General features: G+C 72.7%; 25 protein-coding genes and 1 pseudogene. 9 read left to right on the top strand and 17 right to left on the bottom strand.

Annotated elements, in window-relative coordinates; translation table 11 throughout:
* Positions 1 to 28: 28 nt before the first annotated feature.
* Together rpsN and rpmB are read right to left on the bottom strand one after the other, a co-directional pair.
* On the bottom strand, positions 29 to 334 hold the full coding sequence (rpsN, locus tag CGL27_RS06165; protein ID WP_119985145.1) for a 30S ribosomal protein S14: 306 nt from the start codon (positions 332 to 334) through the stop codon (positions 29 to 31).
* Positions 334 to 570 (bottom strand): 50S ribosomal protein L28, encoded by a 237-nt coding sequence (rpmB, locus tag CGL27_RS06160; RefSeq protein ID WP_078638849.1) that lies wholly within the window; start codon positions 568 to 570, stop codon positions 334 to 336. The genes rpsN and rpmB overlap by 1 nt, the downstream gene beginning before the upstream one ends.
* Positions 571 to 659: 89 nt before the next feature.
* Here rpmB and rpmG point away from each other — a divergent pair, with 89 nt between their 5' ends.
* From rpmG to rpsR, 4 genes are read left to right on the top strand one after another with little or no spacing between them, the layout of a single operon-like run.
* Complete coding sequence (gene rpmG, locus CGL27_RS06155) at positions 660 to 824, top strand: 50S ribosomal protein L33 (RefSeq protein ID WP_043238828.1); 165 nt, start codon at positions 660 to 662, stop codon at positions 822 to 824.
* A 5-nt stretch (positions 825 to 829) separates the two neighbouring features.
* Positions 830 to 1087, top strand: a complete 258-nt coding sequence (locus tag CGL27_RS06150; protein WP_078638848.1) for a type B 50S ribosomal protein L31 — start codon at positions 830 to 832, stop codon at positions 1085 to 1087.
* Positions 1084 to 2250: a GTP-binding protein gene (locus tag CGL27_RS06145; RefSeq protein ID WP_119985143.1), complete on the top strand. Its 1167-nt coding sequence runs from the start codon at positions 1084 to 1086 to the stop codon at positions 2248 to 2250. The genes CGL27_RS06150 and CGL27_RS06145 overlap by 4 nt, the downstream gene beginning before the upstream one ends.
* 45 nt (positions 2251 to 2295) lie before the next feature.
* Positions 2296 to 2538 carry a 30S ribosomal protein S18 gene (gene rpsR, locus CGL27_RS06140; protein WP_078638846.1) on the top strand — a complete coding sequence of 81 codons (243 nt, stop codon included), beginning with the start codon at positions 2296 to 2298 and terminating at the stop codon, positions 2536 to 2538.
* 12 nt (positions 2539 to 2550) lie between these two features.
* Here the strand turns inward: rpsR and CGL27_RS06135 are convergent, their stop codons facing one another.
* The 5 genes from CGL27_RS06135 to CGL27_RS06115 all read right to left on the bottom strand — a co-directional run bounded on the left by CGL27_RS06135 (position 2551) and on the right by CGL27_RS06115 (position 8885).
* A complete protein-coding gene (locus tag CGL27_RS06135; protein ID WP_119985142.1) occupies positions 2551 to 3927 on the bottom strand; it encodes an MFS transporter in 1377 nt (458 codons plus the stop codon).
* A 152-nt stretch (positions 3928 to 4079) separates the two neighbouring features.
* Entirely contained in the window at positions 4080 to 5597 is a 1518-nt protein-coding gene (locus tag CGL27_RS06130) for a mannitol dehydrogenase family protein (protein WP_119985140.1), read from the bottom strand.
* 5 nt (positions 5598 to 5602) lie between these two features.
* Positions 5603 to 6823 (bottom strand): D-mannonate dehydratase ManD, encoded by a 1221-nt coding sequence (gene manD / locus CGL27_RS06125; protein WP_119985139.1) that lies wholly within the window; start codon positions 6821 to 6823, stop codon positions 5603 to 5605.
* Complete coding sequence (locus tag CGL27_RS06120; RefSeq protein ID WP_078638842.1) at positions 6820 to 7821, bottom strand: 2-hydroxyacid dehydrogenase; 1002 nt, start codon at positions 7819 to 7821, stop codon at positions 6820 to 6822. The genes manD and CGL27_RS06120 overlap by 4 nt, the downstream gene beginning before the upstream one ends.
* Complete coding sequence (locus CGL27_RS06115) at positions 7818 to 8885, bottom strand: LacI family DNA-binding transcriptional regulator (protein WP_119985137.1); 1068 nt, start codon at positions 8883 to 8885, stop codon at positions 7818 to 7820. Before CGL27_RS06115 ends, CGL27_RS06120 begins: the two co-directional genes overlap by 4 nt.
* Positions 8886 to 9078: 193 nt before the next feature.
* Between CGL27_RS06115 and CGL27_RS51540 the strand changes: the two are divergent.
* Positions 9079 to 9237: pseudogene (locus CGL27_RS51540) on the top strand (cation diffusion facilitator family transporter); the annotation flags it as partial.
* Here the strand turns inward: CGL27_RS51540 and CGL27_RS49845 are convergent.
* The 3 genes from CGL27_RS49845 to CGL27_RS06100 are packed head-to-tail and all read right to left on the bottom strand — an operon-like array spanning position 9190 to position 11868.
* Positions 9190 to 9351 (bottom strand): hypothetical protein, encoded by a 162-nt coding sequence (locus CGL27_RS49845; RefSeq protein WP_162952891.1) that lies wholly within the window; start codon positions 9349 to 9351, stop codon positions 9190 to 9192. The pseudogene CGL27_RS51540 and the gene CGL27_RS49845 sit on opposite strands and share 48 nt — an antisense overlap.
* A 14-nt stretch (positions 9352 to 9365) precedes the next feature.
* Positions 9366 to 9725, bottom strand: coding sequence for a metalloregulator ArsR/SmtB family transcription factor (locus tag CGL27_RS06105; protein WP_078638840.1), 360 nt, complete (start codon positions 9723 to 9725; stop codon positions 9366 to 9368).
* A gap of 55 nt (positions 9726 to 9780) precedes the next feature.
* Positions 9781 to 11868: a heavy metal translocating P-type ATPase gene (locus tag CGL27_RS06100; RefSeq protein ID WP_119985135.1), complete on the bottom strand. Its 2088-nt coding sequence runs from the start codon at positions 11866 to 11868 to the stop codon at positions 9781 to 9783.
* A 104-nt stretch (positions 11869 to 11972) separates the two neighbouring features.
* Between CGL27_RS06100 and CGL27_RS06095 the strand changes: the two genes are divergently transcribed.
* The gene (locus CGL27_RS06095; RefSeq protein WP_119985133.1) at positions 11973 to 12383 is read left to right on the top strand and encodes a metalloregulator ArsR/SmtB family transcription factor; all 411 of its coding nucleotides are present in this window, start codon (positions 11973 to 11975) and stop codon (positions 12381 to 12383) included.
* A gap of 3 nt (positions 12384 to 12386) precedes the next feature.
* Positions 12387 to 13652 (top strand): APC family permease, encoded by a 1266-nt coding sequence (locus tag CGL27_RS06090; protein WP_119994267.1) that lies wholly within the window; start codon positions 12387 to 12389, stop codon positions 13650 to 13652.
* A gap of 284 nt (positions 13653 to 13936) precedes the next feature.
* Here CGL27_RS06090 and CGL27_RS06085 read toward each other — a convergent pair whose 3' ends face one another.
* Complete coding sequence (locus tag CGL27_RS06085) at positions 13937 to 14857, bottom strand: glycosyltransferase (RefSeq protein WP_119985131.1); 921 nt, start codon at positions 14855 to 14857, stop codon at positions 13937 to 13939.
* 186 nt (positions 14858 to 15043) lie between these two features.
* On the opposite strand from CGL27_RS06085, the gene CGL27_RS06080 reads away from it, so the two are divergent.
* Positions 15044 to 15586 (top strand): hypothetical protein, encoded by a 543-nt coding sequence (locus tag CGL27_RS06080; protein ID WP_078647094.1) that lies wholly within the window; start codon positions 15044 to 15046, stop codon positions 15584 to 15586.
* Positions 15587 to 15635: 49 nt separating this feature from the next.
* Here CGL27_RS06080 and CGL27_RS06075 read toward each other — a convergent pair whose 3' ends face one another.
* From CGL27_RS06075 to CGL27_RS06065, 3 genes are all read right to left on the bottom strand, one after another.
* Complete coding sequence (locus CGL27_RS06075; protein ID WP_119985129.1) at positions 15636 to 16475, bottom strand: MBL fold metallo-hydrolase; 840 nt, start codon at positions 16473 to 16475, stop codon at positions 15636 to 15638.
* Positions 16472 to 17005, bottom strand: coding sequence for a hypothetical protein (locus CGL27_RS06070; RefSeq protein ID WP_119985127.1), 534 nt, complete (start codon positions 17003 to 17005; stop codon positions 16472 to 16474). Before CGL27_RS06070 ends, CGL27_RS06075 begins: the two co-directional genes overlap by 4 nt.
* Before the next feature lie 69 nt (positions 17006 to 17074).
* The gene (locus CGL27_RS06065) at positions 17075 to 17512 is read right to left on the bottom strand and encodes a MerR family transcriptional regulator (protein WP_240450371.1); all 438 of its coding nucleotides are present in this window, start codon (positions 17510 to 17512) and stop codon (positions 17075 to 17077) included.
* A gap of 10 nt (positions 17513 to 17522) precedes the next feature.
* Between CGL27_RS06065 and CGL27_RS06060 the strand changes: the two genes are divergently transcribed.
* Positions 17523 to 18302 (top strand): methyltransferase domain-containing protein, encoded by a 780-nt coding sequence (locus tag CGL27_RS06060; RefSeq protein WP_119985124.1) that lies wholly within the window; start codon positions 17523 to 17525, stop codon positions 18300 to 18302.
* A gap of 81 nt (positions 18303 to 18383) precedes the next feature.
* Here the strand turns inward: CGL27_RS06060 and CGL27_RS06055 are convergent, their stop codons facing one another.
* The 3 genes from CGL27_RS06055 to CGL27_RS06045 all read right to left on the bottom strand — a co-directional run bounded on the left by CGL27_RS06055 (position 18384) and on the right by CGL27_RS06045 (position 21250).
* Positions 18384 to 18893 carry a DinB family protein gene (locus tag CGL27_RS06055; RefSeq protein ID WP_119985122.1) on the bottom strand — a complete coding sequence of 170 codons (510 nt, stop codon included), beginning with the start codon at positions 18891 to 18893 and terminating at the stop codon, positions 18384 to 18386.
* 157 nt (positions 18894 to 19050) lie between these two features.
* Positions 19051 to 20082, bottom strand: a complete 1032-nt coding sequence (locus tag CGL27_RS06050) for a sporulation protein (RefSeq protein ID WP_119985120.1) — start codon at positions 20080 to 20082, stop codon at positions 19051 to 19053.
* Between the two features lie 238 nt (positions 20083 to 20320).
* The gene (locus CGL27_RS06045) at positions 20321 to 21250 is read right to left on the bottom strand and encodes a LysR family transcriptional regulator (RefSeq protein WP_119985118.1); all 930 of its coding nucleotides are present in this window, start codon (positions 21248 to 21250) and stop codon (positions 20321 to 20323) included.
* Between the last annotated feature and the right edge of the window lie 95 nt (positions 21251 to 21345).

Below are 21345 nucleotides of genomic sequence, written 5' to 3'. Positions count from 1 at the left end.
CGGCGGCGTGGGCCGGAACGGTCGGGCATCACCAGCTGCTCTTGGTCACCCCCGGGAGTTCGCCCGCGTGTGCCATTTCGCGCAGCCGGATGCGGGAGAGGCCGAAGGCGCGCAGGTGACCGCGGGGGCGGCCGTCGATGGAGTCGCGGTTCCGTACGCGGGTGGCGCTGGCGTCGCGGGGCTGGCGGCGCAGTTCCCGCTGGGCGTCGAGTCGTTCCTGCTCCGAGGCGCGGGAGTCGGCGATGAGTGCCTTCAGTTCGGCGCGGCGCTTGGCGTAACGCGCCACGATCACGCGCCGCCGCTCATTCTTTGCGATCTTGCTCTTCTTCGCCATCAGACCTTCCCTCCCCGGGCGCGGATACGGGCCACGGCCGCTTCGATGCCGATCACGTCGACGGTCCTGATGGCCTTGGCGCTGAGGGTGAGCCGGATGTGGCGGCCCTCGCTCGGCAGCCAGTAGCGCTTGTGCTGGATGTTGGGGTCGAACCGGCGCTTGGTGCGGCGGTGGGAGTGGGAGATGTGGTGGCCGAAGCCGGGCTGCCGGCCGGTGAGTTGGCAGTGGGCGGACATGGTTCCTCCGTTCGGTGGTGTGGTGTGGATGTCGCGGCAGCGTAGCAGCTAGATGAAAATGAAAACCACTATCGTGTATGCTGTGGCTCATGGCACGCAATGAACTACGCCCGATCATCAAGCTGAGGTCCACCGCGGGCACCGGCTACACGTATGTGACCCGCAAGAACCGGCGGAACGACCCCGACCGGATGACCCTCCGCAAGTACGACCCGGTCGCCGGCCGCCACGTCGACTTCCGTGAGGAGCGCTGACCGCCATGAAGCCCGGCATCCACCCCGCGTACCGGCCCGTCGTCTTCCGCGACCGGTCCGCCGACTTCGCCTTCCTCACCCGCTCCACCGCCACCAGCGACAAGACCGTGGAGTGGCAGGACGGCAACACCTACCCGGTCATCGATGTCGAGATCTCCTCGGCGAGCCACCCCTTCTACACCGGCAACCAGCGCGTCGTGGACACCGCAGGCCGCGTCGAGCGGTTCGAGCGGCGCTACGGACGCGGGCGGAGGGGCCGGTGATCGCGGACGAGAACCGGCTGGCCGTCGCGGTCGTGGGCGGACTGCACGCCGATGCCCGCCGCGCCGCCGTCGAGGAGATCCTGCGCACGGTGCCCGGCTCGGTGGCGCTGCACCACGACCTGTCCGCCGCCACCGACCGCGCCGTGCGCCGCACCGTGCGCGATGCCTCGGGCCTGCTGGGCAGTGGCGAGGCGCCGCTGGTGAACGACTGCGCGTGCTGTGCGCTGCGCGAGGACATGGTCCCCGAACTGCTGCGCCTGGCAACGGGCGGCGGGCACCGGCTCGCCGTCGTGGAACTGTGGGACTCGGTCGAGCTTCAGGCCATGGCCGCCGTCATCGCGGCCGAGGGCGCGCCGCTGGAGCTGACCGGGGTGGCCACCGCGGTCGACCCGGCCCTGATGGTGCCGTACCTCGCCAATGGCGACGACCTCGCCGAGGCCGGTCTCGCCGCCGCCCCGACCGACCAGCGCACCATCGCGGACACCTTCGCCCGGCAGCTGGAGTACCCCACCGTGATCGCCGTCGCCGAGGACGAGACGTCCGAGGAGTCCCCGGACGACGGCGACCTGGCTCTGCTCACCCACCTCACCCCGGGCGCACGGCAGAAGCGGCTCGGCGAGGGGGCTCTGGGGCCCGCGCTTCTCCAGGGCTTCGACATCGCGGCGGCGGCCGCCCGGCAGCATCCGGCGTGCGCGCTGCTGCCGCAGGAGGGCGACGACCACGGGGTGGCCACCCTCGTCTGGCGGCGCGAGCGGCCCTTCCACCCGGGGCGGCTCTACGCCGCGCTGGAGGACCTGACCTGCGCCGCGGCCCGCAGCCGGGGCCGGTTCTGGCTGGCGGACCGGGGCGACACCCTGCTGTCGTGGGACGCGGCGGGCGGGGCGCTGTGTGTGGAGTCGGCCGGGCCGTGGCTGGCCGCGCTGCCGGACGCCGCCTGGGAGATGGTCCCGGCCGAACGGCGGGTGGCCGCCGCGCTCGACTGGCATTCCGACCACGGCGACCGCTGTCAGCACCTCACCTTCACCTCGCCCGGTCTCGACCGTGACGGGCTGCTGGCCCTGCTCGACTCGTGTCTGCTGACCGACTCCGAGTACGCGGCCGGGCCGGACGTCTGGCGTCGGCTGCCGCACGCCTTCGACGAACTGCTCGACCAGGTGTCCTGACCGGAGCACGGACACCGCACGCACCACACAGACAAGGACCCGATGATGGCCCGACGCCTCGACCCCACCCGCCGGGACGCCCGGCGCAACCGCGTGAACCCGCTGGACAAGGCGGGGATCACCTATATCGACTACAAGGACACCGAGCTGCTGCGGAAGTTCATCTCCGACCGCGGCAAGATACGCAGCCGCCGGGTGACCCGGGTGAGCGCGCGGCAGCAGCGCCAACTGGCCCGCGCCATCAAGAACGCGCGTGAGATGGCGCTGCTGCCTTACGGGTCGCGTTAGGACCTCACCGGTTCACCGGTTCACCGGCGCGGTGCTGTCGGCCGCGGTGTTCAGATCGCGGTCGAGGGTCTCCGGGGCCATCCGGGTGGCGACGAGGCTGACCGCCGTGACCACCGTCATATAGACGGCGACCGGTATCCAGGAGCCGGAGAACGCGGTGACGAGCGCACTGCAGACCAGTGGCGCGACCCCGCCTCCGATCACCGAGGAGAACTCCCGGCCCAGCGTGACGCCCGCGTAGCGGTAGCGCTTGCCGAACAGCTCGGGGAAGTAGCTCATCTGGACGCCGACCGAGCCATGGCAGGCCAGGATGAAGCCGACGACGATGGCCACGGTGATCGCCACATGGGATCCGGTGTTCAGCGCGATGAAGGTCGGGGCCGGCAGCAGCACCAGCGCGCCCGCGATCGTGGAGTACACCGGGCGCCGCCCGAGGCGGTCGGAGAGGGTGCCGAAGCAGATGGCCGCGAGACCGCCGCACACGGCCCCGATCAGCAGCACCTGCGGGACGAAGTCCTTGTCGACGCCGACGCTGGACACCAGATAGGAGGCCATGAAGACCTGGTAGGTGTAGGACTGAGTGCTGATGCCGAAGTTCATGAACAGCACCAGGAGCATGGGCTTCCGGCCGTGCTGGAAGACCTCCTTCACTGGTGAGGCGGGTCGCTCTCGCTGTTCCTTGAGCTCGGTGAAGACCGGGCTCTCGTGCAGCTTGCGGCGCAGGACCATGGCGATCACGGTCACGAAGAGGCTGCTGCCGAAGATCAGTCGCCAGCCCCAGCTCATCAGGGCGTCCTCGGGCAGGCGTTGGGCGAGGATCCAGGCCACCGCGCCCAGAGCGGTGCCCAGTGCCGCGCCGGTCATGACGAGGGAGGACAGTCTGCCGCGGCGTCCGGTGGCGGCCGTCTCGGTGAGCAGGGTGGCGCCGCCGGACTGCTCGGCCCCGGCCCCGAAGCCCTGCCCCATACGGCAGATCAGCAGCAGGATCGGGGCGAGCACGCCCACCTCGTTGTAGGTCGGCAGCAGTCCGATGGCGAGGGTGGAGCCGCCCATCAGGAGCAGGGTCGCGACCAGGACCCACTTGCGGCCCAGGCGGTCGCCGTAGCGGGAGAAGAAGAGTCCGCCGAGCGGGCGGGCGGCGAAGCCCACCGCGTAGGTGCTGAAGCTGGCCAGGATGCCCACGGACGGTGAGGCGTTGGGGAAGAACAGATCGCTGAAGATCAGCGCCGAGGCGGTGCCGTAGATGACGAAGTCGTACTGCTCGAGCGCGGTGCCGATGAGACCGGCCCAGGCGGCGCGGCGCACCGCGCCGGGGTCGGCGGGTGGCTCGGCGGGGGTGGTGGCCGGCGACGGGGGACGCGCCGTGGCGGGGGTGGAATTGCTGTCCATGATCCATGCCTCCTTGAACGGATCGATGCAGCGGAGCGGGGGAAGGGAGAGCGGGTGGAGGGGAATGGGGAGAAATGGGGACGGGGAACGGAGAGAAAGGGGACGGGGGAACGGGGAGAAAGGGGGCGTACGGGGCCGGTGGCCGTGGAGGGTCAGCGGTGTGCGGGGGCCTGGAGGGCCCCGGCGGCGTCGGCGGCCGCGGCGGCCGGCCCGTGGCGGACGATGAGGTCGATCAGCTCGGAGACCCGGGTGGTGAAGTCCGGGTGGTCCGTCAGTCCGTCGCCGAGCAGCCCGCTGTCCAGGACGGCCTCGACGAAGGACGGCCCGGATGAGGTGGCGCCGCGGCCGGTGATCGTGGCGAGGGTTTCACGGGCGGGGTCAGCCATCGCGGTGGCGTGGGGACCGGGGGAGAAGCCGGGGCGCGGTGCCACGCAGCACAGATAGGCGGCGAGGGTGAGCGCCAGGTGGTGGGGCATGCGGCCGGCTCGCAGGTGGAACAGGGCGGGTTCGGGGACCCGTTGGCGCAGTTTGACCGAGCCGTCCGAGCCGACCTGCCGGGTGCGGTGGCCCAGGGCGGTGTTGGCCCAGCGGTCGAAGAGCTGCCCTGTGTAGTGGTCGAGGTCGATGTCGGCGGGCACGGTGAGGGTCGGCAGATACTCGTCGTGGAGCACCGCGCGGGCGGCTTCGGCGATGAATGGCTGTGCGGTCGCGTCCGGGATGGTCTCCCGTCCGTCCAGCGCGCCGAGGTAGGCGATGAGGGAGTGGGTGCCGTTGAGCAGGCGCAGCTTCAGCAGTTCGTAGGGTTCGACGTCGTCGGTGAAGAGCGCCCCGCCCGTCTCCCAGCGCGGGCGCCCGGCGGCGAAGCGGTCCTCCATCACCCACATGCTGAAGGGTTCGGCCGGTACCGGGACGGTGTCCCGTACGCCGAGGTGGGCGGCGACCGCCTCGCGGTAGGCGTCGGTGGTGGCGGGGACGATCCGGTCGACCATGGAGTTGGGGAAGGTCACCGCGGACTGCAGCCAGGGCGCGAGGTCGTCGCGTTCGGCCGCCGGGAGGGCCTGGGTGAACTCGTGGACCAGCCGCCTGGTCTGTGTTCCGTTGCCGACGAGGTTGTCGCAGCTGAGCACGGTGACGGGCCGGGCGTGGGAGAGCCTGCGGCGCTGCAGGCCGCGGACGAGCTGTCCGATGGTGGTCCGTGGTGGCGCGTCGCCCCGCAGGTCGGCCTGGACGGCGGGCGCGTCGAGGTCGAGGCCGCCGGTGCGCGGGGAGAAGGTGTAGCCGTGTTCGGTGACGGTCAGGGTGATGACGGCCGTGGCGGGTGCCGCGAGGGCGTCGAGGACGTCGTCGGGCTGTTCGGCGGCCACCAGGGCGCCGGTGTGCACGGCGGGGACGGTGACGCGGGTGTCGTCGGGGGAGATCTCCACGACCGCGTAGGCCATCTCCTGGTCGCGCATCGCCCGCACCACGGTGGCGGAGCGGCTGGCGACACCGAGGATGCCCCAGGGGCCGTCGGTGTGGCGTAGTGCCGCCGCGGTGTGGACGGCCTGGTGGGCGCGGTGGAAGTTGCCGAGGCCCAGGTGCACGATGCCGGTCTCGGCGGGCGGGTGCGGGAGGGTGAGGGCGGTTGCGGGGGCGGTGGCGCGGCGGAGGCGGGGGAGGCTGTGCGGCATTGGTGTCACCAGTCCGTCATCGAGCCGTCGAGCCGTCGCGCGACCGGCAGATAGGCGGGTTCGTAGGGGTGGCGGGCGGCGAGTTCCTCGTCGATCTCGACGCCGATGCCGGGTGTGTCGCCGGGGTGGAGGTGTCCGTCGGCGTAGGACCAGGCGTGCCGGAACACCTCATGGACCAGGGGTTCGTAGCCCATGTACTCCTGGATGGCGAAGTTGGGGGTGGCCAGGCCCAGGTGGAGTGAGGCGCCCAGGGCGACGGGTGAGATGTCCGAGGGGCCGTGCGGTCCGAGCCGCACCTGCCAGAGGTCGGCGAGGGTGGCGATGCGCCGCAGATGGCTGATGCCGCCCGCGTGGCTCACACAGGTCCGGATGAAGTCGATCAGCTGCTCGGTGATCACCGTCTGGCACTCCCAGACGGTGTTGAACACCTCGCCGATCGCCAGCGGGACGGTGGTGTGGTGCCGGACGTGCCGCAGCACCTCCTGGTTCTCGGCGGGGGTGACGTCCTCCAGCCAGAAGAGGTCGACCGGTTCCAGGGCTCGGCCGAGCCGGGCGGCCTGGCCGGGGGTGAGCCGGTGGTGCACGTCGTGGAGCAGTTTCAGCTCGGGGCCGACGTGTTCGCGGACCTGTGTGAGGACGCGGGGGGCGTGGCGGAGGTAGGCGTCGGTGTCCCAGGTCTCTTCGACGGGGGCGGCGCCCCGGCCGGCCGGTTCGTATCCGGTGCCGCTTCGGCTGACCCCGTAGACCATCTCCAGTCCGGGGACGCCGCTTTGGGCCCGTACGGCGCGGAAGCCGCGGTCCCGGCGCTCCTCGATGGAGTCCAGCAGCTGGGGGAGGTCCCAGCCGGTGGCGTGGGTGTAGGTGAGGATCCGGTCACGGACCGCGCCGCCGAGCAGCTGGTAGACGGGCTGTCCGGTGGTCCGGCCCTTGATGTCCCACAGCGCGATGTCCACCGCGCCGATGGCGGTCATGGTCACCGGCCCGCGCCGCCAGTAGGCGCCTCGGTAGAGGTACTGCCAGGTGTCCTCGATCCGTGCCGGGTCGCGGCCGATGAGGAGGGGGGCGAGATGGTCGCGCAGATAGGAGGCGACGGCGAGTTCACGTCCGTTGAGGGTGGCGTCGCCCCAGCCGGTGACCCCGTCCGCGGTGGTGATCTTCAGGAGGACGAAGTTGCGTCCGGGGCTGGTGACCAGCACATCGACGGCGGTGATGGTGTCGGTCTTCACGGGGCCACCGCCACCACGTTGTGGAGCGCTTCGCCCGCGGCGAGCCGGCGGATGTTGGCGGTGATGTCGGCGGTGCGGTGGGCGAAGGTCTGGCGGGTGAGGCCCGAGGAGTGAGGGGTCATCAAGACGTTGTCCAGCGTGTCGAAGGGGTGCTTGCTGGGGGAGCCGGTGTGCCCGTCGGCCGGGTACCGGTACCAGACGTCGATCGCGGCGCCGCCGATGGTGCGGTCGCTCAGCGCCTGGTAGAGCGCGTCCTCGTCCACGACGGGGCCACGGCCGACGTTGACGAGGACGGCGCCCGGCCGCATCCGGGACAGTTCGGCCGCACCGATCAGCCCGGTGGTGTCGTCGGTGAGCGGCACGGACACCACCACGGCGTCGGAGCTCTCCAGCAGGCTGCCGAGGTCCTTGACGGCCCCGGACCACAGCAGTCCGTGGGCGGCCGCGTCCACGTTCCCGCCGCGGGTGACGGCGATGCCCCGCGCGCCGAACGCCTGGAACAGCCGCCAGCAGCGGGCTCCGATGTGTCCGAAGCCGATGAACCCGACGGTGGCGGCGGTCAGGTCCTCGGCCCAGGGGGCCCGTGGGTCATGGGCGGGGGTGTCCCAGTGCGCCTCGCGGCGCAGCGCGGTGTGCTGGCGCAGGAAGCCGCGGCGCATCAGGATCGTGGCGGACACCGCGTATTCGGCGATGGCGTTCTCGTGGTGGAAGGTGTTGGCCACTTGGGTGCCCGGCGGCAGCGCGGCGATACCGATGTTGTCCGTCCCGGCTCCGGCGGCATGGACCAGCCGGAGCCGGGTGGCGGCGGCGGCCATGGTGGCGGTGCACCGGCCCGACACCAGGACGTCCGCGCTTTTCATGGCGGCTTCGACCGCCTCGGTGTGCTGGGGGTCGGGCCAGTGGACGACCGTGCCGTGGGGGAGGGCGGCCTCGAACTCGGCGCGCAGCGGGGTGAGATTGGGGTCGGCGACCACCACGGTCAGCGGGCCGGCGGTCATGAGGCGTCCTTCGTAGCGGGTATGGCGGGTATGGCGGGTATGGCGGGCGCGGCGGGCTCGTGCCGGGGGGCGCGGGTGGCGGGGCCGGTGGAGTCGCGCACGATGAGCTGGGTGGGCAGCCGGTGGGTACGGGGGATCTGCCGTTCGCCCGCGAGGACCTGTCCCAGCATCTGCAGGCTGAGCGCCCCGGCGCGGGCCATCGGCACGGAGATGCTCGTCAGGGACGGCTGTGATACCTCGGTGAAGGGGATGTCGTCGACTCCGATGACGCTGAGGTCCTCGGGCACGCTCAGCCCCAGCGCCCGGGCGCCGGTCAGCACGCCGAACGCCATCAGGTCGTTGTGGGTGACGACGGCGGAGGCGCCCGAGGCCATGACGCTCGCGGCGGCGGCGGTGCCGCCCGCCACCGTCTCGGACTGCCATCCGAGCAACTCCAGGTCCAGCCCGGCTCGTTCGGCCTCGGTGCGGATGAGGTCGACGCGGTGGGCGTTGGACCAGGAGCGCCGCATGCCCTGGACGTAGGCGATCCGCCGGTGCCCGAGGGCGGCCAGGTATTCCACGGCCTGGCGCATCCCGTGGGCGGCGTCGGCGATCACACAGTCGGTGCCGGCCGTTTCGCGGTTGACCAGGACGGCGGGGGTGTGGCCGCAGATGTCGAGCACATCGTCCGCTTCGAGCCGGGGAGAGCACACGACCAGGCCGTCCGCCCGCTCCTTCAGGTGCGCGATGACCTCGCGCTCACGGTCCGGGTCGAGGTCGGTGTCGGCGAGGACGACGGTCTGCTTGCGGTGCCGGCACTCGCCCTGTGCGGCCTTGACGAAGGCCCCGAAGACGGGGTTGGCGATATCGGGGACGACGAGCGCGACGGTGGCGGTCTCGGCTCCGGCCGCGGTGGCGGTCTCGGTGGCACGCGCCACGGGCGGTTCGTATCCCAGCTCTTGCGCGACGGTCAGCACCTTGCGCAAGGTCTGGGGACCGAGTCGGCCGGGGTCGCTGAATGCCCGGGACGCCGTGGACAGTGCGACATTGGCGCCCTTGGCGACGTCGGTCAGGGTGGGGGCCATGGCAGCCCGCTACCGGTGCGATGAAGTGGGGTGGATGAACGGCATGTGGCATGGTCTTCACCGTTGCGCAAACTTGTCAATGCTTGCCGAAACATTGGCAAGGCCGGTCGGGCCCGGAAGCTCGATGTGATCCGGGGGAGCCTTCCACGGTCCAATAGGTGCACGCGTGCATGGGTATGCACATAGTGGCGTCATGGAGTCCTGTCATCACGGACGCTGGTCCCATCGTCGGCACCAGCTCGCGCATCTGCTGAAACCGCACTCCCACGAGTCGGCGCGGAAGGTCGACTCCGCGCTGGAGCCATCAGCCGAGGGCGGCATGCGAGCCCTGTGGCTCTCCCTCGCCGCCCTGATGCACACCGACCCGGCCCCTGGACCGGGCGCGCAGGACCCGCATCACCTGCTGGCGCATCACACCGGGCGAGGAGATCCGGCGGCGCGGGGAGCCGGTGCGGTCGGCGTCCACCGCGCCCCCGGCGCTCAGTCGTGCGGCGGGGCCCCGGTGACCATGTGGTCCGCGTGGTTGACGGCCTCGACGACCAGCCGTCGCAGATGGCCGTCGTGAAGGGAGTACACCGAGCGGCGGCCTTCCTTGCGCACCTGGACCAGCCCGGCCAGCCGCAGCTTGGCCAGATGCTGGCTCACCGCCGGGCGGGCCGCCCCGCTGGCCTCGGTGAGGGTGTTCACATCGGCCTCGCCACGGGCGAGGGACCACACCAGATGCAGCCGGGTCGGGTCGGAGAGCAGCGAGAAGACATTGGCGGCCGTGGAGAACTGCGCCGCGCCGCTGTGATGCGCATGCGAACGGGTCGCAGTTGAGGAGGGTTCGCTGACCGGCATGTCCCCATCGTAGAGCGGCGGGCCGAGAGGAGACCCCGCTCGGCCCGCACGGCCCTCAGCTCACGGCGGCCCGGCGGTGGGCCCGCGCCGCCCCCGGCCAGGCGGAGGCGCGCAGCAGCCGCAGACCGTTGAGGCCCACCAGGACGGTGGAGCCCTCATGACCCGCCACGCCGAGCGGCAGCGGCAGATGCCCGAACAGATCCCACACCACCAGCGCACCGATGCACACACACGCGATGACCAGGTTCTGCGCCACCAGGCGGCGGGCGCGCCGGGACAGGGTCACGAGCGACGGTACGGCGGCCAGTTCGTCGCGGACGACGACGGCGTCGGCGGTCTCCAGCGTCAGCGCGGAACCCGCCCGCCCCATGGCGACACCGGTGTGCGCGGCCGCCAGCGCCGGGGCGTCGTTGACCCCGTCGCCGACCATCAGCACCCGCTCCCCGGCGTCCTCCCACCCCCGTACGGTGGCCACCTTGTCCTGCGGCAGCAGCCCGGCCCGTACGTCGGCGATGCCGACCTCCTCGCCCAGCCGGGCGGCGGCACGCTTGTTGTCGCCGGTCAGCAACACCGGTGGTGTGCCGGTGAGCCGGCCCAGCGCGGCGACGGCTTCGGCGGCTCCGTCGCGCAGCGGAGCGGCGATGGCGAGGACGGCGACGGGGCGGCCGTCGACGAGGACGGCGACGGCGGTGGCTCCGCTGTGCTCGACCTCCGCGACGGCCGTGCGGACCGGGCAGTCGTCCGTGGCGGCCGTACGGACCGAGTCGTCCCCGATGTCTGTACGGACCAGGGCGTCCCCGCCGGTGAGCGGTGCCGGGTCGCCGGGGCCCTCCGGATGTGCCGCCACGCCGTCCAGCAGTGCCGTGGGGCTGCCCACCTGGACGGTGTGGCCCGTGACCACCGCCCGTACGCCCCGCCCCGGCGCCGAGGCGAAGTCGGCCGGGGGCTCCAGGCGCAGATCGCGTTCCCGCGCGGCGGCGACCACCGCGCGGGCCAGCGGATGTTCGCTGGGCCGCTCGGCCGCGGCGGCCAGGGCCAGGGCCTGGTGCTCGGTGAGGCCACTGCCCGGGAGGACCTGGATCCCGCGGACCCGCGCCGACTCCTCGGTGAGCGTTCCGGTCTTGTCCAGCGCCACCCGCGTGACGGCTCCCAGGCGCTCCATGGCCGCGGCGGACTTGACCAGCACGCCGTGGCGTCCGCAGGTGGCGATGGCGGACAGCAGCGGCGGCATGGTGGCGAGCACCACCGCACACGGCGATGCCACGATCATGAAGGTCATGGCCCGCAGCAGGGTTGCGGTGAGGTCCGCGCCGAAGGCGAGCGGCACCGCGAACAGCGCGAGGGTGGCGGCCACCACGCCGATGGCGTAGCGCTGCTCGATCCTCTCGATGAACAGCTGGCCGGGGGCCTTGCGCTCGCTCGCCTCCTCGACCATGGTCACGATCCGGGCGATGACCGAGGCGGAGGCGTCCCGGTCCACCGTGACGCGCAGCGCGCCCGTCCCGTTCAGCGTGCCCGCGAACACCTCGTCCCCGGGCCCCTTGTCCACCGGCAGCGGCTCGCCGGTGATCCCGGCCTGCTGGACGTCGCTCGCTCCCTCGCGCACGGTGCCGTCGGCGGGCAGCCGCTCACCGGGCCGGACGAGCACGGTGTCGCCGACGCGCAGCGCGCTGACGGCCACCCGCTCCTCGGCGCCGCCGGGGGTGATCCGCGCGGCGGTGTCGGGTGCCAGGTCCAGCAGTCCGCGTACGGAGTCGGCGGTGCGCCGGGTGGCGAACGCCTCCAGCGCGCCCGAGACCGCGAAGATGACGATCAGCAGGGCGCCGTCGAGGAACTGCCCGATCGCCGCCGCCCCGATCGCGGCCACGACCATCAGCAGATCGACGTCGAGGGCCCGTTCCCGGATGGCGCGCAGCCCCGCCAGGCCCGGCTCCCAGCCCCCGGCGGCGTAGCAGACCACGTAGAGCGGGCCCCACAGCCATGCGGGGGCACCCGCCAGGTCGAGCGGGAAGGCGGGCAGGAACGCGGCGGTGGCCAGTGCGGCCCACCGCACCTCGGGCAGCTCGCGGACGCGGGTCCGGCGCGGCTGTACGGGCGGCGGAGCGTCGGCGGGCGGCCGTTCCTCGATGAGCTCGGCGGACACCGGGGCACACCTCTTCCTCGGGAAATGGGGCGACGGTCGAACCCTGCCACCATACTGGAACACATGAAGACCTCTTCAAGTATGGCTGTGGATACGATGACGCCATGGGACATGGAGCCGACAGTCAGACCACCCCGGCAGCGCATCTGGACGCGGATTCCGCCGCCACCATCGCCGCCACCCTCCAGGCCCTGGCCACGCCCTCGCGGCTGATGATCCTCACCCGCCTCCGCCAGGCCCCCTGCGCGGTCACCGAACTGGCCGAGGCGGTCGGCATGGAGCAATCCGCGGTCTCCCACCAACTCCGGCTGCTGCGCGCCCTCGGGCTGGTCACCGGTTCACGCCAGGGCCGCCGGATCGTCTACAGCCTCTACGACAACCACGTCGCCCAGCTCCTCGACGAGGCCGTCTACCACATCGAGCATCTGCGCCTCGGCGCACGCGATCTGCCGACGAAGGCCGACGTCGACACGGTCGATCTCGACACGGCCGATCTCGACACGGACCGGGACTGAGTGGTGGGCGACACTGCGAACACCCCGGCCGGACCGGGGGAGTTGCGGCGCCGTCTGGGGGTCTTCGACGCGGTCGTGGTCGGCCTGGGGGCGATGATCGGCGCGGGCATCTTCGGGGCGCTGGCGCCCGCGGCGCGGGAGGCGGGGTCGGGGCTGCTGCTCGGTCTGGTCGCCGCCGGAGCGGTGGCGTACTGCAACGCCACCTCCTCCGCGCGGCTGGCCGCCCGCTATCCGCGCTCGGGCGGCACCTATGTCTACGGCCGCGAGCGGCTGGGTGACTTCTGGGGGTATCTGGCCGGCTGGGGGTTCGTGGTCGGCAAGACCGCCTCCTGCGCGGCGATGGCCCTGACGGTCGGCACTTATGTCTGGCCCGATCAGGCACATGCGGTGGCGGTGGCGGCCGTGGTGGCGCTGACGGCCGTCAACTACGTGGGGGTGCACAAGGCCGCCTGGCTGACGCGGGCCATCGTGGCCGTCGTGCTCGCGGTCCTGGCCGCCGTGGTCGTCGCCCTCCTCACCTCCGGGGAGGCGGACGCGGCACGGCTGGAGATCGGTCAGGACGCCACCCTCGGCGGGGTGCTGCGCGCGGGCGGCCTGCTGTTCTTCGCCTTCGCCGGATACGCCCGTATCGCCACCCTCGGCGAGGAGGTCCGCGACCCGGCACGCACCATTCCGCGCGCCATCCCCCTCGCGCTCGGCATCACCCTGGCCGTCTACGCTGCGGTCGCGATCGCCGTACTGACCGTGCTGGGCAGCGGCGGGCTGGCCGCCGCGGGCGCCCCGCTGGCCGAGGCCGTGCGCGCCGCCGGGCTCGCGTGGCTGGCGCCGGTGGTGCGGGCGGGCGCGGCGGTGGCCGCGCTCGGGTCGCTGCTCGCGCTGATCCTGGGTGTTTCCCGGACCACCCTGGCCATGGCCCGCGACCGGCACCTTCCGCCCGCGCTGGCCGCCGTGCACCCCCGGTTCGCGGTGCCGCACCGCGCCGAACTGGCCGTGGGCGCGGTGGTGGCGGTCCTGGCGGCGACGGCGGATCTGCGCGGTGCGATCGGGTTCTCCTCGTTCGGGGTGCTGGCCTACTACGCCGTCGCCAACGCCTCCGCCTGGACCCTCACCCCGGCCGAGGGCCGCCCACCGCGGATCGTGCCGGGGCTCGGCCTGGCCGGCTGTCTGCTGCTGGCCTTCGCCCTGCCCGTCTCCTCGGTGGTCTCCGGCGCGGCGGTGCTGGCCCTGGGCGCCGCGGCCTACGGCGTGCGGCGCGTGGCCACCAGGTAGGCGGCATCGCTGCCGGTGTGCCGCTGGTCGGCCGCCCGTGCGTCCCCGGTCCGGTCCGCTGTCAGGTGACGAGCACGGGCGGCAACTCGGGCGTTCGGCTGACCGGTTCAGGGTGTGCGGCAGCTACGCCCGCCGGTCGCGGGTGGTGATGGCGACTGTCGTGCGGCCGGCAGCGGTTCCGGACTGCGGCTGCCGCGCCGCCGTCTCCAGGGCCTGCCGCGCCTCGGGCGTCGCCGGGCGCGTCGCCCGGCGGTCCGGTCATCCGTCATGGGTGGGCGGTCCGGTCATCCGTCATGGGTGGCGACCTGCCTCTCGTCCCGCCGGAGCTCCTCGTCCGCGCGCTGCCCGTCCACCCGCCGGACGGCCTCCTCGATCCACGGCGGCAGTGGGCGGCGCAGCCACAGTGCGGCCGGCAGCCGGGCGAGCAGATCGCGCAGCGCGGCCCGCGCCACCGGGTCCCTCCCGGCCTCGGTGAGGAGTGCGCCGGTGCGGCGGGCCGCGAGGGGCAGCGGGCGGCGCAGCCAGCAGCCGATCAGCTCGTTGGACCGCATCGCGGCGGTGTGCTCTTCGGCCGGCGAGGGGGCCGGTTCGTGGTGGGCGACCACCTCGGGGCAGTACGAGATGCCCCAGCCCATCGCCGCGAGGTCGTAGGCGAGCAGGGTTTCCTCGCCGCCGGAGAGGATCAGCGGATGGAAGCCGCCCGCCTCCAGGAAGGCGCCGCGGCGCACCACGGCCGCACAGGCGAGGAAGTCGTACACCTCCGGTCCGGGGAGGTCCTCGGCACGGCCGACGGGGGAGGCGGCCAGCGCGGCGCCCCGCGGATCGGGCCGCTCCGCCGGGCCGATCCGCAGCTGGCCGGCCAGCGCCCCCAGCCGCGGATGGCCGTTGAGCAGGGTGGCCGCCCGGGCCAGGGCGCCGGGGTGCCACCAGGAGTCGTCGTCGCTGAAGGCCACGTAGGGGGTGCCGATGGCGCGTACGCCGTCGTTGCGGGCGAGCGCCCCGCGGTCGTCACCCTGGGCAAGGACCCGCACATGGGGATACCGTTCGGCGACCATGGCCCTGGTGCGGTCCGTCGAGCCGTTGTCCACGACGACGACCGGTGGCCGCTCCGGCAGGGCGGTGAGGTGTTCCAGAGCCGTGGCGAGCCGCTCCGCGCGGTCGCGGGTGGCGACGACCACGCCGACGGCGGGGCCTGGGGCGTTCATGGGCCCCGAGTACCCGGTCAACCAGCCACTATGCGGTGCGCGCCCGGCGTCGCAGGGGCTCGGCGCGCCGACGTACGGCGTGATCTGTGTCATGCCGGAGCCCGTCAACGTGATCTACGTCATGTTAGACATCGCCGTCCCGAGGGTACGGTGCTGACACTGATCGCGTACGAGGAGCGGCTTCGTTTGTCCCTGGACCTGGCATCCGTCATAGCGGCGACCACGCGGTGGCTAGTCAGGGCCTATCCGGCGGCCGACGGAGCGACGAACGCGGCGCTCGCCGAGGCCCAGGCGCGGCAGGCCGTGACGGTGGCCGCCTGGCTGCGCTACCCGACCTCCACCGACGGCGCCCCGCTGGCCTTGGCCGGGCCGGATGGGTCCTTCCGGCTGGACTGGCTCGCGGACGCGGAGCCGTACGAGATCAACGGCCCCGATGGCATCTGGCGCACCTATGTGGACGAGGTCGTGGCGAGCTGGGCGGCGGCCCTGCTCACCTGCTCCACGCTGGCGTCCCAGGCCGTGGCGGCGCTCGATGACTGTGAGCACGGCGCCGGGACCCCCGGGGAGTTCCGGCGGCTCACGGCGCCCGACGCGCATGACTGCCGGGCCGCACCGCTGCTGCGCCATCCGGATCTGATGGCGCTCGTCGTGGACCTGCACCGTCCGCAGCTGGTGGAACGTCTGCGGCGGCTGCACAGCGACGACCAGACCCCCACCAGCGCGGTCTGACCGCGACTGACGGCGGTTTCACGGCGTCGCAAGCACCCCTTCCGGGCCTTCACTGTGCCGCAAGCACCCCTTGCGCGTTCACCGTGACGCGCTCCCCGCGGGCGCAGTGGACCACCGTGGACGGGAAGTCCGGGCGCCGGCTCTCCTCCAGGAACGCGGAGAGCGGGCTGCTGAAGGCGGCGTAGTCGTCGTAGTGCACCGGGAGTACCCGTTCTGGCCGTATGGCCTTGACCAGACCGGCCCCCTGGAGCGCGTCCATGGTCACGATGAGCCCGCCCGGAAGCCGGGTGCCGCCCAGGTGGACCACCGCGAGGTGCACCTCCGGGTAGCGCCGGGCGATCTCATGGATGCCCGGGAACATCAGCGTGTCGCCGGTGATGTACACCCGCAGCCGAGGAGGCTGCCCCGGCGCGCCGAAGTCCAGCAGGCTCCCCATCACCGGTGGCAGTAGCTTCTGCCACCGGCCGGGGGCGTGTCTGCCCGGCAGCGCGGTGACCCGCACCTGGCTGTGCTCCTTCACCAGGACCTGATCGTGCCAGGTGGGCAGCCCGGTCGCCCGGCTGAACCCATGGACGCCCTGCAGCCGCCGGGAGGCGTGCGGGGTGGTGATGATGGGCAGTGAGCGGTCCAGCCTCCGGCGCGCCACCCGGTCCCAGTGGTCGCCGTGCAGATGCGAGAGCACCACGGCGTCCAGGTCGGACGGTATGCCGGAGGCGGCCAGGGCGGGCTCGGTCAGCCGCCGGGACATCAGCCCCTTGCCCAGATAGGCGTACTGGCCCCAGTGCAGGAAGTTCGGATCGGTGAGCAACGTCAGCGCGCCGTAGCGGATGAGGAGCGTGGCGTTGCCGATGAAGAGGAACTCGGCGGCGCCGTCCGGCGGAGGCGTCATGTCCCGACCACCGCCTCTCGCGACTCCGCCCGATCGGGGGTGAGCATCGTGCCGGCCGTGGTGTCGTGCAGCGACTCCAGCACCGCGCGCTGCCGCCGCGCCCGGTTCAGCAGCTCGGTGAGCCGATCGGGGTCCAGTCTGGCGTCCTGGCCGGTTACGGCCAGCAGCGACTGCCACAGCAGCGCCTTCCCCTCCACCCCGATCCGCAGCGACTCCAGCTCGACGACTGTGCTGAGCCCGGAACGGCGCCGCAGATTGCCGTTGGGCTTCAGCCGCCCGGCCTTCTCGCCCAGCCAGCCCCCGTAGATCTTGTAGCGGCGTACGGGCACCCCGAGGTCGGCCATGACGGACAGCAGCGCCGCACGGTCCTCCATGATCTGTACGGCGAGGTCCTCCAGCTCGCCGCCGAAGGGCGACCGCCGGTGCTCGCGGGCCGTGCGGCGGGCCAGCTCCACTCCGGCCGTAGCTCCGGCCAGGTGGTCATTGAGGTAGATGCCGAGCATGCGGGGGGATGTCCTGGGCTCGCTCATGATCGTCCTTCCGGCTTCGGCAAGGTCGTATCAGGCCACGCGCCCCCGGAGTGCCCAGCCCCGACCGCCTCAACCAGCTCCCGGGGCCGCGCGGTCCCAGCTCTCCGGGACCACCTGCCGGCGGTAGTGCGGGCACCGGGTGAGGTCGTCGTGCTCGCAGCCGAGGGCGCATTCGACAAGCGCCAGCGAGTCCCGCGCGGCGGCGATGCGGGAGCGCAGCGTCTCGGCCTCGTGCCGCAGGATGTCGCGGCGGGCGGCCGGCTCGGTGGCCGCGGTCAGGGCGCGGATGGTGTCCAGGCCGAGCCCGGCTTCCTTGGCGCGCAGGACGACGGCCACCCGGACGAGGTCGTCCTCGCCGTAGCGGCGGCGCCCGGCGCTGTCGCGCGCGGGGTGCAGCAGGCCCACGGTCTCCCAGTGCCGCAGCACATGGGTGGCCAGTCCGAACCGCTCCGCGATCTCGCCGATGGCCATGACGCCACTTGACTTCATGTCGACGTCAAGTCGCATTCTCGCGGTCATGTCCAAGGAGAAGCACAACGAGCGGGAAGCACGGGAACACGCCACCGATGGCCTTGTCGCGCGGCTCGACCACGCCGAGCGGTCCCCCGGGGCGGAGAGGTTGCGCACCAGGACCTACGAGCTCCTCGCGGCCGAGCCGGGCACCCGGGTGGTCGACGTGGGCTGCGGCGCCGGGCGGGCCGTCGCCGAACTGGCCGAGCGCGGGGCGCGGGTGACGGGTGTGGACGCCGACGCGCGGATGGTGGCCGTGGCCCGCGAGCGGTGGCCCGGCGCCGATTTCCGGGTCGCGGACGCGGGTCGGTTGCCGTTCGGCGACGGCACGGTGCACGGTTATCGGGCCGACAAGGTCCTCCATGAACTCCCCGACCCCGCCGCGGCGTTGGCCGAGGCCCGCCGGGTGCTGGCACCGGGCGGGCGGGTGGTGCTGGTGGGACAGGACTGGGAGGCGCTGGTCCTCGACGCCGCCGACGCGGCCCTGACCCGCACCATCGTGCACGCACGCGCGAGCCTCATCCCCTCGCCCCGTGCCGCCCGCCGCCAGCGCGGTCTGCTGCTGGACGCCGGGCTGAGCGCGGTCACCGCGGAGGCGCACACCATCGTGCTCACCGGGCCCGAGGCGCTGCCGTTGCTCACCGGCCTGGCCGAGGGGGCGTGCGCGGCCGGTGCGATCACCGGGGACCAGGCCGGGGCGTGGTGCGCCGAACAGCGTGAACGCGCCCGCACCGATCGGCTCTTCCTCGCCGTGCCCATGTTCCTCGCGGCCGGAACGGCGGAGTGAGCCAGGGGCCGATGGACCGCCTTTCCCCCCGCAACCGGCCACTTGGGGCGCGCGGTTCCTCCGGCCTCCCGAGCGAGGGGCTCAGGCCCCCACGACCCCGTCCACGCCCTCGCGCAGGAAGTCCGCGTGCCCGTTGTGGCGGCCGTACTCCAGCAGCACATGCACCAGCACCATGCGCAGCGACACCTCCTCCTCCCACCGCGGCTGGTAGCCCACCAGGTCGAGCGATTCCGCCTCCCGTTCGATCCGGCGGGAGGTCTCGACCTCCGCCTCCCAGGCCGCGAACGCCTCGGCCCTGGACGACTCGCTCACGTCGTACGCCGCCTGGAAGTCGATCGTCGGCGACCAGACCATCGGCGCTTCGTGATCCTCGAACACCCGCCGGAACCAGGCCCGTTCCACCTCGGCCAGGTGCCGTACCAGGCCCAGCAGCGTCAGCGTCGAGGGCGGCATCGAACGCTGCCGCAACTCCTCGTCGGTGAGCCCCTCGCACTTCATGGCGAGCGTCGCCCGCTGGTAGTCGAGGAAAGCGCGCAAGGTCGCGCGTTCGTCGCCGAGGAGGGGCGGCTCTGGGCGGCTGTCGGCGGTCATGGTGGTTCGTCCTCCTCGACGGCAGGTCCGGGCGCCGGCTGGCGATGTGACCCCATAGGAGCACGGCCGTTGGGCCGCGGCCGCGCCGGGGAGGCCCAAACGCCACGAAGGGGACCGGAGTTCCCGGCCCGGGAACGCCCCGGGCCGGGGGAGGCGGTCAGTCCTCGTCCTCCTCGTCCTCGAAGGCGTCGCCGATCTCGTCGACGACCTCCGCTGCCACCATTCCGCCGACGACGCCGACCGCGACGCCCGCCGCGACGCCTCCGACGATCGCCGCGGTGCTCGGGCCGGAGCGCCGCCCGCCGTCATGGTGGCGGTCCGCATGGCCGTAGCCGTGGCCGTCGTGGTGGCCGTGACCGGGCGCGCCGTACTCGCCGTGGCCATAGGAGTCGTGGGAGCCGTACGAGCCGTGGGCGGCGCGCCGCTCGACGAGGTGGCGGATCCAGGCGTCGACCTCGGTGTTCCAGTCGCGGTGCTCGACGCCCTCATGGCCGACGGTGAAGAGCGCGAGGGCGTCGTCTCCCGAGGAGAAGGGCCCGCCGCGCTTGTCGGCCTCCAGGACGACGTCCATACCGCCCGGGCTCGCCAGGAAGGTCACCTCGAGCTCGTTGATGGCGTGGGCGTACTGGGGGGCCGGGGTGAGCTCGATCTCCTGGTAGAACGGCAGCCGCTGCCCGGTGCCGCCCACATGGCCCAGCTCCAGATCGGCGGACTTGAAGCCGAAGCCGAGCTGTCCCAGCGCCTCCAGAACGGCCTCCTGGACCGGCAGCGGATCCACGGTCAGCTGATCGAGGTCGCCCTTGTCCTTCGCGCCCGCGATCTCCAGCCCGGTGCGGACGCCGAGGATGATGCCCAGCGGCTGCCCGTACAGCTCGGTGACCGGCGTCTCCCAGGGGAGGTGGGCCGTGAACGGGAGGCTGCGCTGCTCGCCCTCCGCGAGCCGGAAGCCGCCGCCGACGGTGAAGCGGTCGAAGAGGACGACCCCTTCCCGCTCCTCCTCGCCGCGCTCGTCCTCCACCCGGGCCACCAGCTCCAGCGTGATCTGCTCGATCTCGAAGTCCGCCGTGCCGCCACGGAGATGGACCTGACCGGTCAGCGGCCCGCCGGGGCGTGCCGGGCCGGGGTCCAGCACCGTGTCCACGGTGGGCCCGCCGACACCGAGCGAGCCGAGCAGTCGTTTGAACACCATCGTGGCGTTCACTCCTTCGCTATGCCTACTGCACGCGTGAGCGTGGGGGGTTACGGGTGCGTGCGATGGAGGACGGCGGTCGCGCGACAACGGGCGATGGGCCGCGGAACGTTCGCGGCCCATCGCACGTTCACCGTGCGTCCGCCCTCCGTGCTTCTACACGCATGTAGAAGCATAGGGGTGTGCGCCTCCTTGAGATGGCCATCTCCGTGCGTTGGCGGCGGAAGTCTGAAAATGATCACTCGGCGGGCGGGGCGGAGGGCCGTTCGGGGGAGGCGTCTTCGCTCAGGGTGCGGGCCACTGTGTCCGCGAAGGCCCGGGCCAGCGGCGGCAGCGCGTCCCAGCGGCGTGCGGCCCAGCCGACCGGCAGCGGCGGCAGCGCGGGGATCGGGACGAGCCGCAGCGGCCCCTCGCCACCGGGCACCGGCAGCCCCGGCAGGGCGGGCACCACGGCGCGCCCCAGGCCGAGTTCGGCCAGCAGCAGGGCCGTGTCCCAGTCGGCGACGCCGGTATCGGAGCCGGCCCGGATGCCCAGCTCGGCCAGTGCCGCGTGGAGGCGCCCGCCGGAGGTGGAGTTCGGCGGCAGCCGTAAGAGCCGGACGTCGGCGAGGTCGGACACCTCCACGCGCGACCGGGCCGCGAGCGGATCCCCGGCCCGCATGGCGAGCACCCAGGGCAGCTCGGCCACGGGCCGCTGCTCGACACCGCGCACCGGGGCGCCGAGGGTGATCCAGGCCAGATCCAGCCGGCCGGCGATGAGCGCGTCGAGGCAGCCGCGGCTGGAGCTCTCGGTCTGGAACTCCAGGTTCACGTTCGGATAGCGACGGCGGAAGGAGACGATCGCCTCGGCCATGAAGTGCCGCACGGTGGTGCTGCCGGTGGTGATCCGCACGGAACCGCTCTCCCCGTGCACGAGGTCGCTCAGGCGGCGCAGCGCCAGATCGAGCCCGGCGATCCCGTCGGCGGCGGCCTCGCACAGAATGCGCCCGGCCGGGGTGGGCACGACACCGCGCGGCTGGCGCTCCAGCAGGCTGACGCCGGTCTCGCGTTCCAGCCGCTTCACCCGCTGGCTCACCGCCGACTGTGTGCAGGTCAGCTCCCGGGCCACGGCGCTGAGGCTTCCGGCGCGGCACACGGCCACGAACACCCGCAGATCATCCAGAGTCATAACCTCCAAGTTAGAACTTGGAGGTGGCGAGCAATCCCCAGGATTGACTGGGGTGGCACATGGTCGCGACGATCGTTGTAGGGCTCAGGCGGCAA

This window comes from Streptomyces sp. 11-1-2, from assembly GCF_003595545.1.
Lineage (GTDB): Bacteria > Actinomycetota > Actinomycetes > Streptomycetales > Streptomycetaceae > Streptomyces > Streptomyces hygroscopicus_B.
This window is presented reverse-complemented; position numbering and strand designations above follow the sequence as displayed.

What these genes read in the sequence shown, in the direction of transcription:
- rpmG (WP_043238828.1), top strand. Translation starts at nt 660, where the DNA reads ATGGCACGCAATGAACTACGCCCGATCATCAAGCTGAGGTCCACCGCG.
- CGL27_RS06065 (WP_240450371.1), bottom strand. Translation starts at nt 17,512, where the DNA reads ATGCGACTTGACGTCGACATGAAGTCAAGTGGCGTCATGGCCATCGGC.
- CGL27_RS06050 (WP_119985120.1), bottom strand. Translation starts at nt 20,082, where the DNA reads ATGGTGTTCAAACGACTGCTCGGCTCGCTCGGTGTCGGCGGGCCCACC.
- CGL27_RS06115 (WP_119985137.1), bottom strand. Translation starts at nt 8,885, where the DNA reads ATGGCCCCCACCCTGACCGACGTCGCCAAGGGCGCCAATGTCGCACTG.
- CGL27_RS06095 (WP_119985133.1), top strand. Translation starts at nt 11,973, where the DNA reads ATGGGACATGGAGCCGACAGTCAGACCACCCCGGCAGCGCATCTGGAC.
- CGL27_RS06135 (WP_119985142.1), bottom strand. Translation starts at nt 3,927, where the DNA reads ATGGACAGCAATTCCACCCCCGCCACGGCGCGTCCCCCGTCGCCGGCC.
- CGL27_RS06075 (WP_119985129.1), bottom strand. Translation starts at nt 16,475, where the DNA reads ATGACGCCTCCGCCGGACGGCGCCGCCGAGTTCCTCTTCATCGGCAAC.
- CGL27_RS06055 (WP_119985122.1), bottom strand. Translation starts at nt 18,893, where the DNA reads ATGACCGCCGACAGCCGCCCAGAGCCGCCCCTCCTCGGCGACGAACGC.
- CGL27_RS06070 (WP_119985127.1), bottom strand. Translation starts at nt 17,005, where the DNA reads ATGAGCGAGCCCAGGACATCCCCCCGCATGCTCGGCATCTACCTCAAT.
- rpsR (WP_078638846.1), top strand. Translation starts at nt 2,296, where the DNA reads ATGGCCCGACGCCTCGACCCCACCCGCCGGGACGCCCGGCGCAACCGC.
- CGL27_RS06105 (WP_078638840.1), bottom strand. Translation starts at nt 9,725, where the DNA reads ATGCCGGTCAGCGAACCCTCCTCAACTGCGACCCGTTCGCATGCGCAT.
- CGL27_RS06120 (WP_078638842.1), bottom strand. Translation starts at nt 7,821, where the DNA reads ATGACCGCCGGCCCGCTGACCGTGGTGGTCGCCGACCCCAATCTCACC.
- rpsN (WP_119985145.1), bottom strand. Translation starts at nt 334, where the DNA reads ATGGCGAAGAAGAGCAAGATCGCAAAGAATGAGCGGCGGCGCGTGATC.
- CGL27_RS06085 (WP_119985131.1), bottom strand. Translation starts at nt 14,857, where the DNA reads ATGAACGCCCCAGGCCCCGCCGTCGGCGTGGTCGTCGCCACCCGCGAC.
- CGL27_RS06060 (WP_119985124.1), top strand. Translation starts at nt 17,523, where the DNA reads ATGTCCAAGGAGAAGCACAACGAGCGGGAAGCACGGGAACACGCCACC.
- CGL27_RS06130 (WP_119985140.1), bottom strand. Translation starts at nt 5,597, where the DNA reads ATGCCGCACAGCCTCCCCCGCCTCCGCCGCGCCACCGCCCCCGCAACC.
- CGL27_RS06150 (WP_078638848.1), top strand. Translation starts at nt 830, where the DNA reads ATGAAGCCCGGCATCCACCCCGCGTACCGGCCCGTCGTCTTCCGCGAC.
- CGL27_RS06045 (WP_119985118.1), bottom strand. Translation starts at nt 21,250, where the DNA reads ATGACTCTGGATGATCTGCGGGTGTTCGTGGCCGTGTGCCGCGCCGGA.
- rpmB (WP_078638849.1), bottom strand. Translation starts at nt 570, where the DNA reads ATGTCCGCCCACTGCCAACTCACCGGCCGGCAGCCCGGCTTCGGCCAC.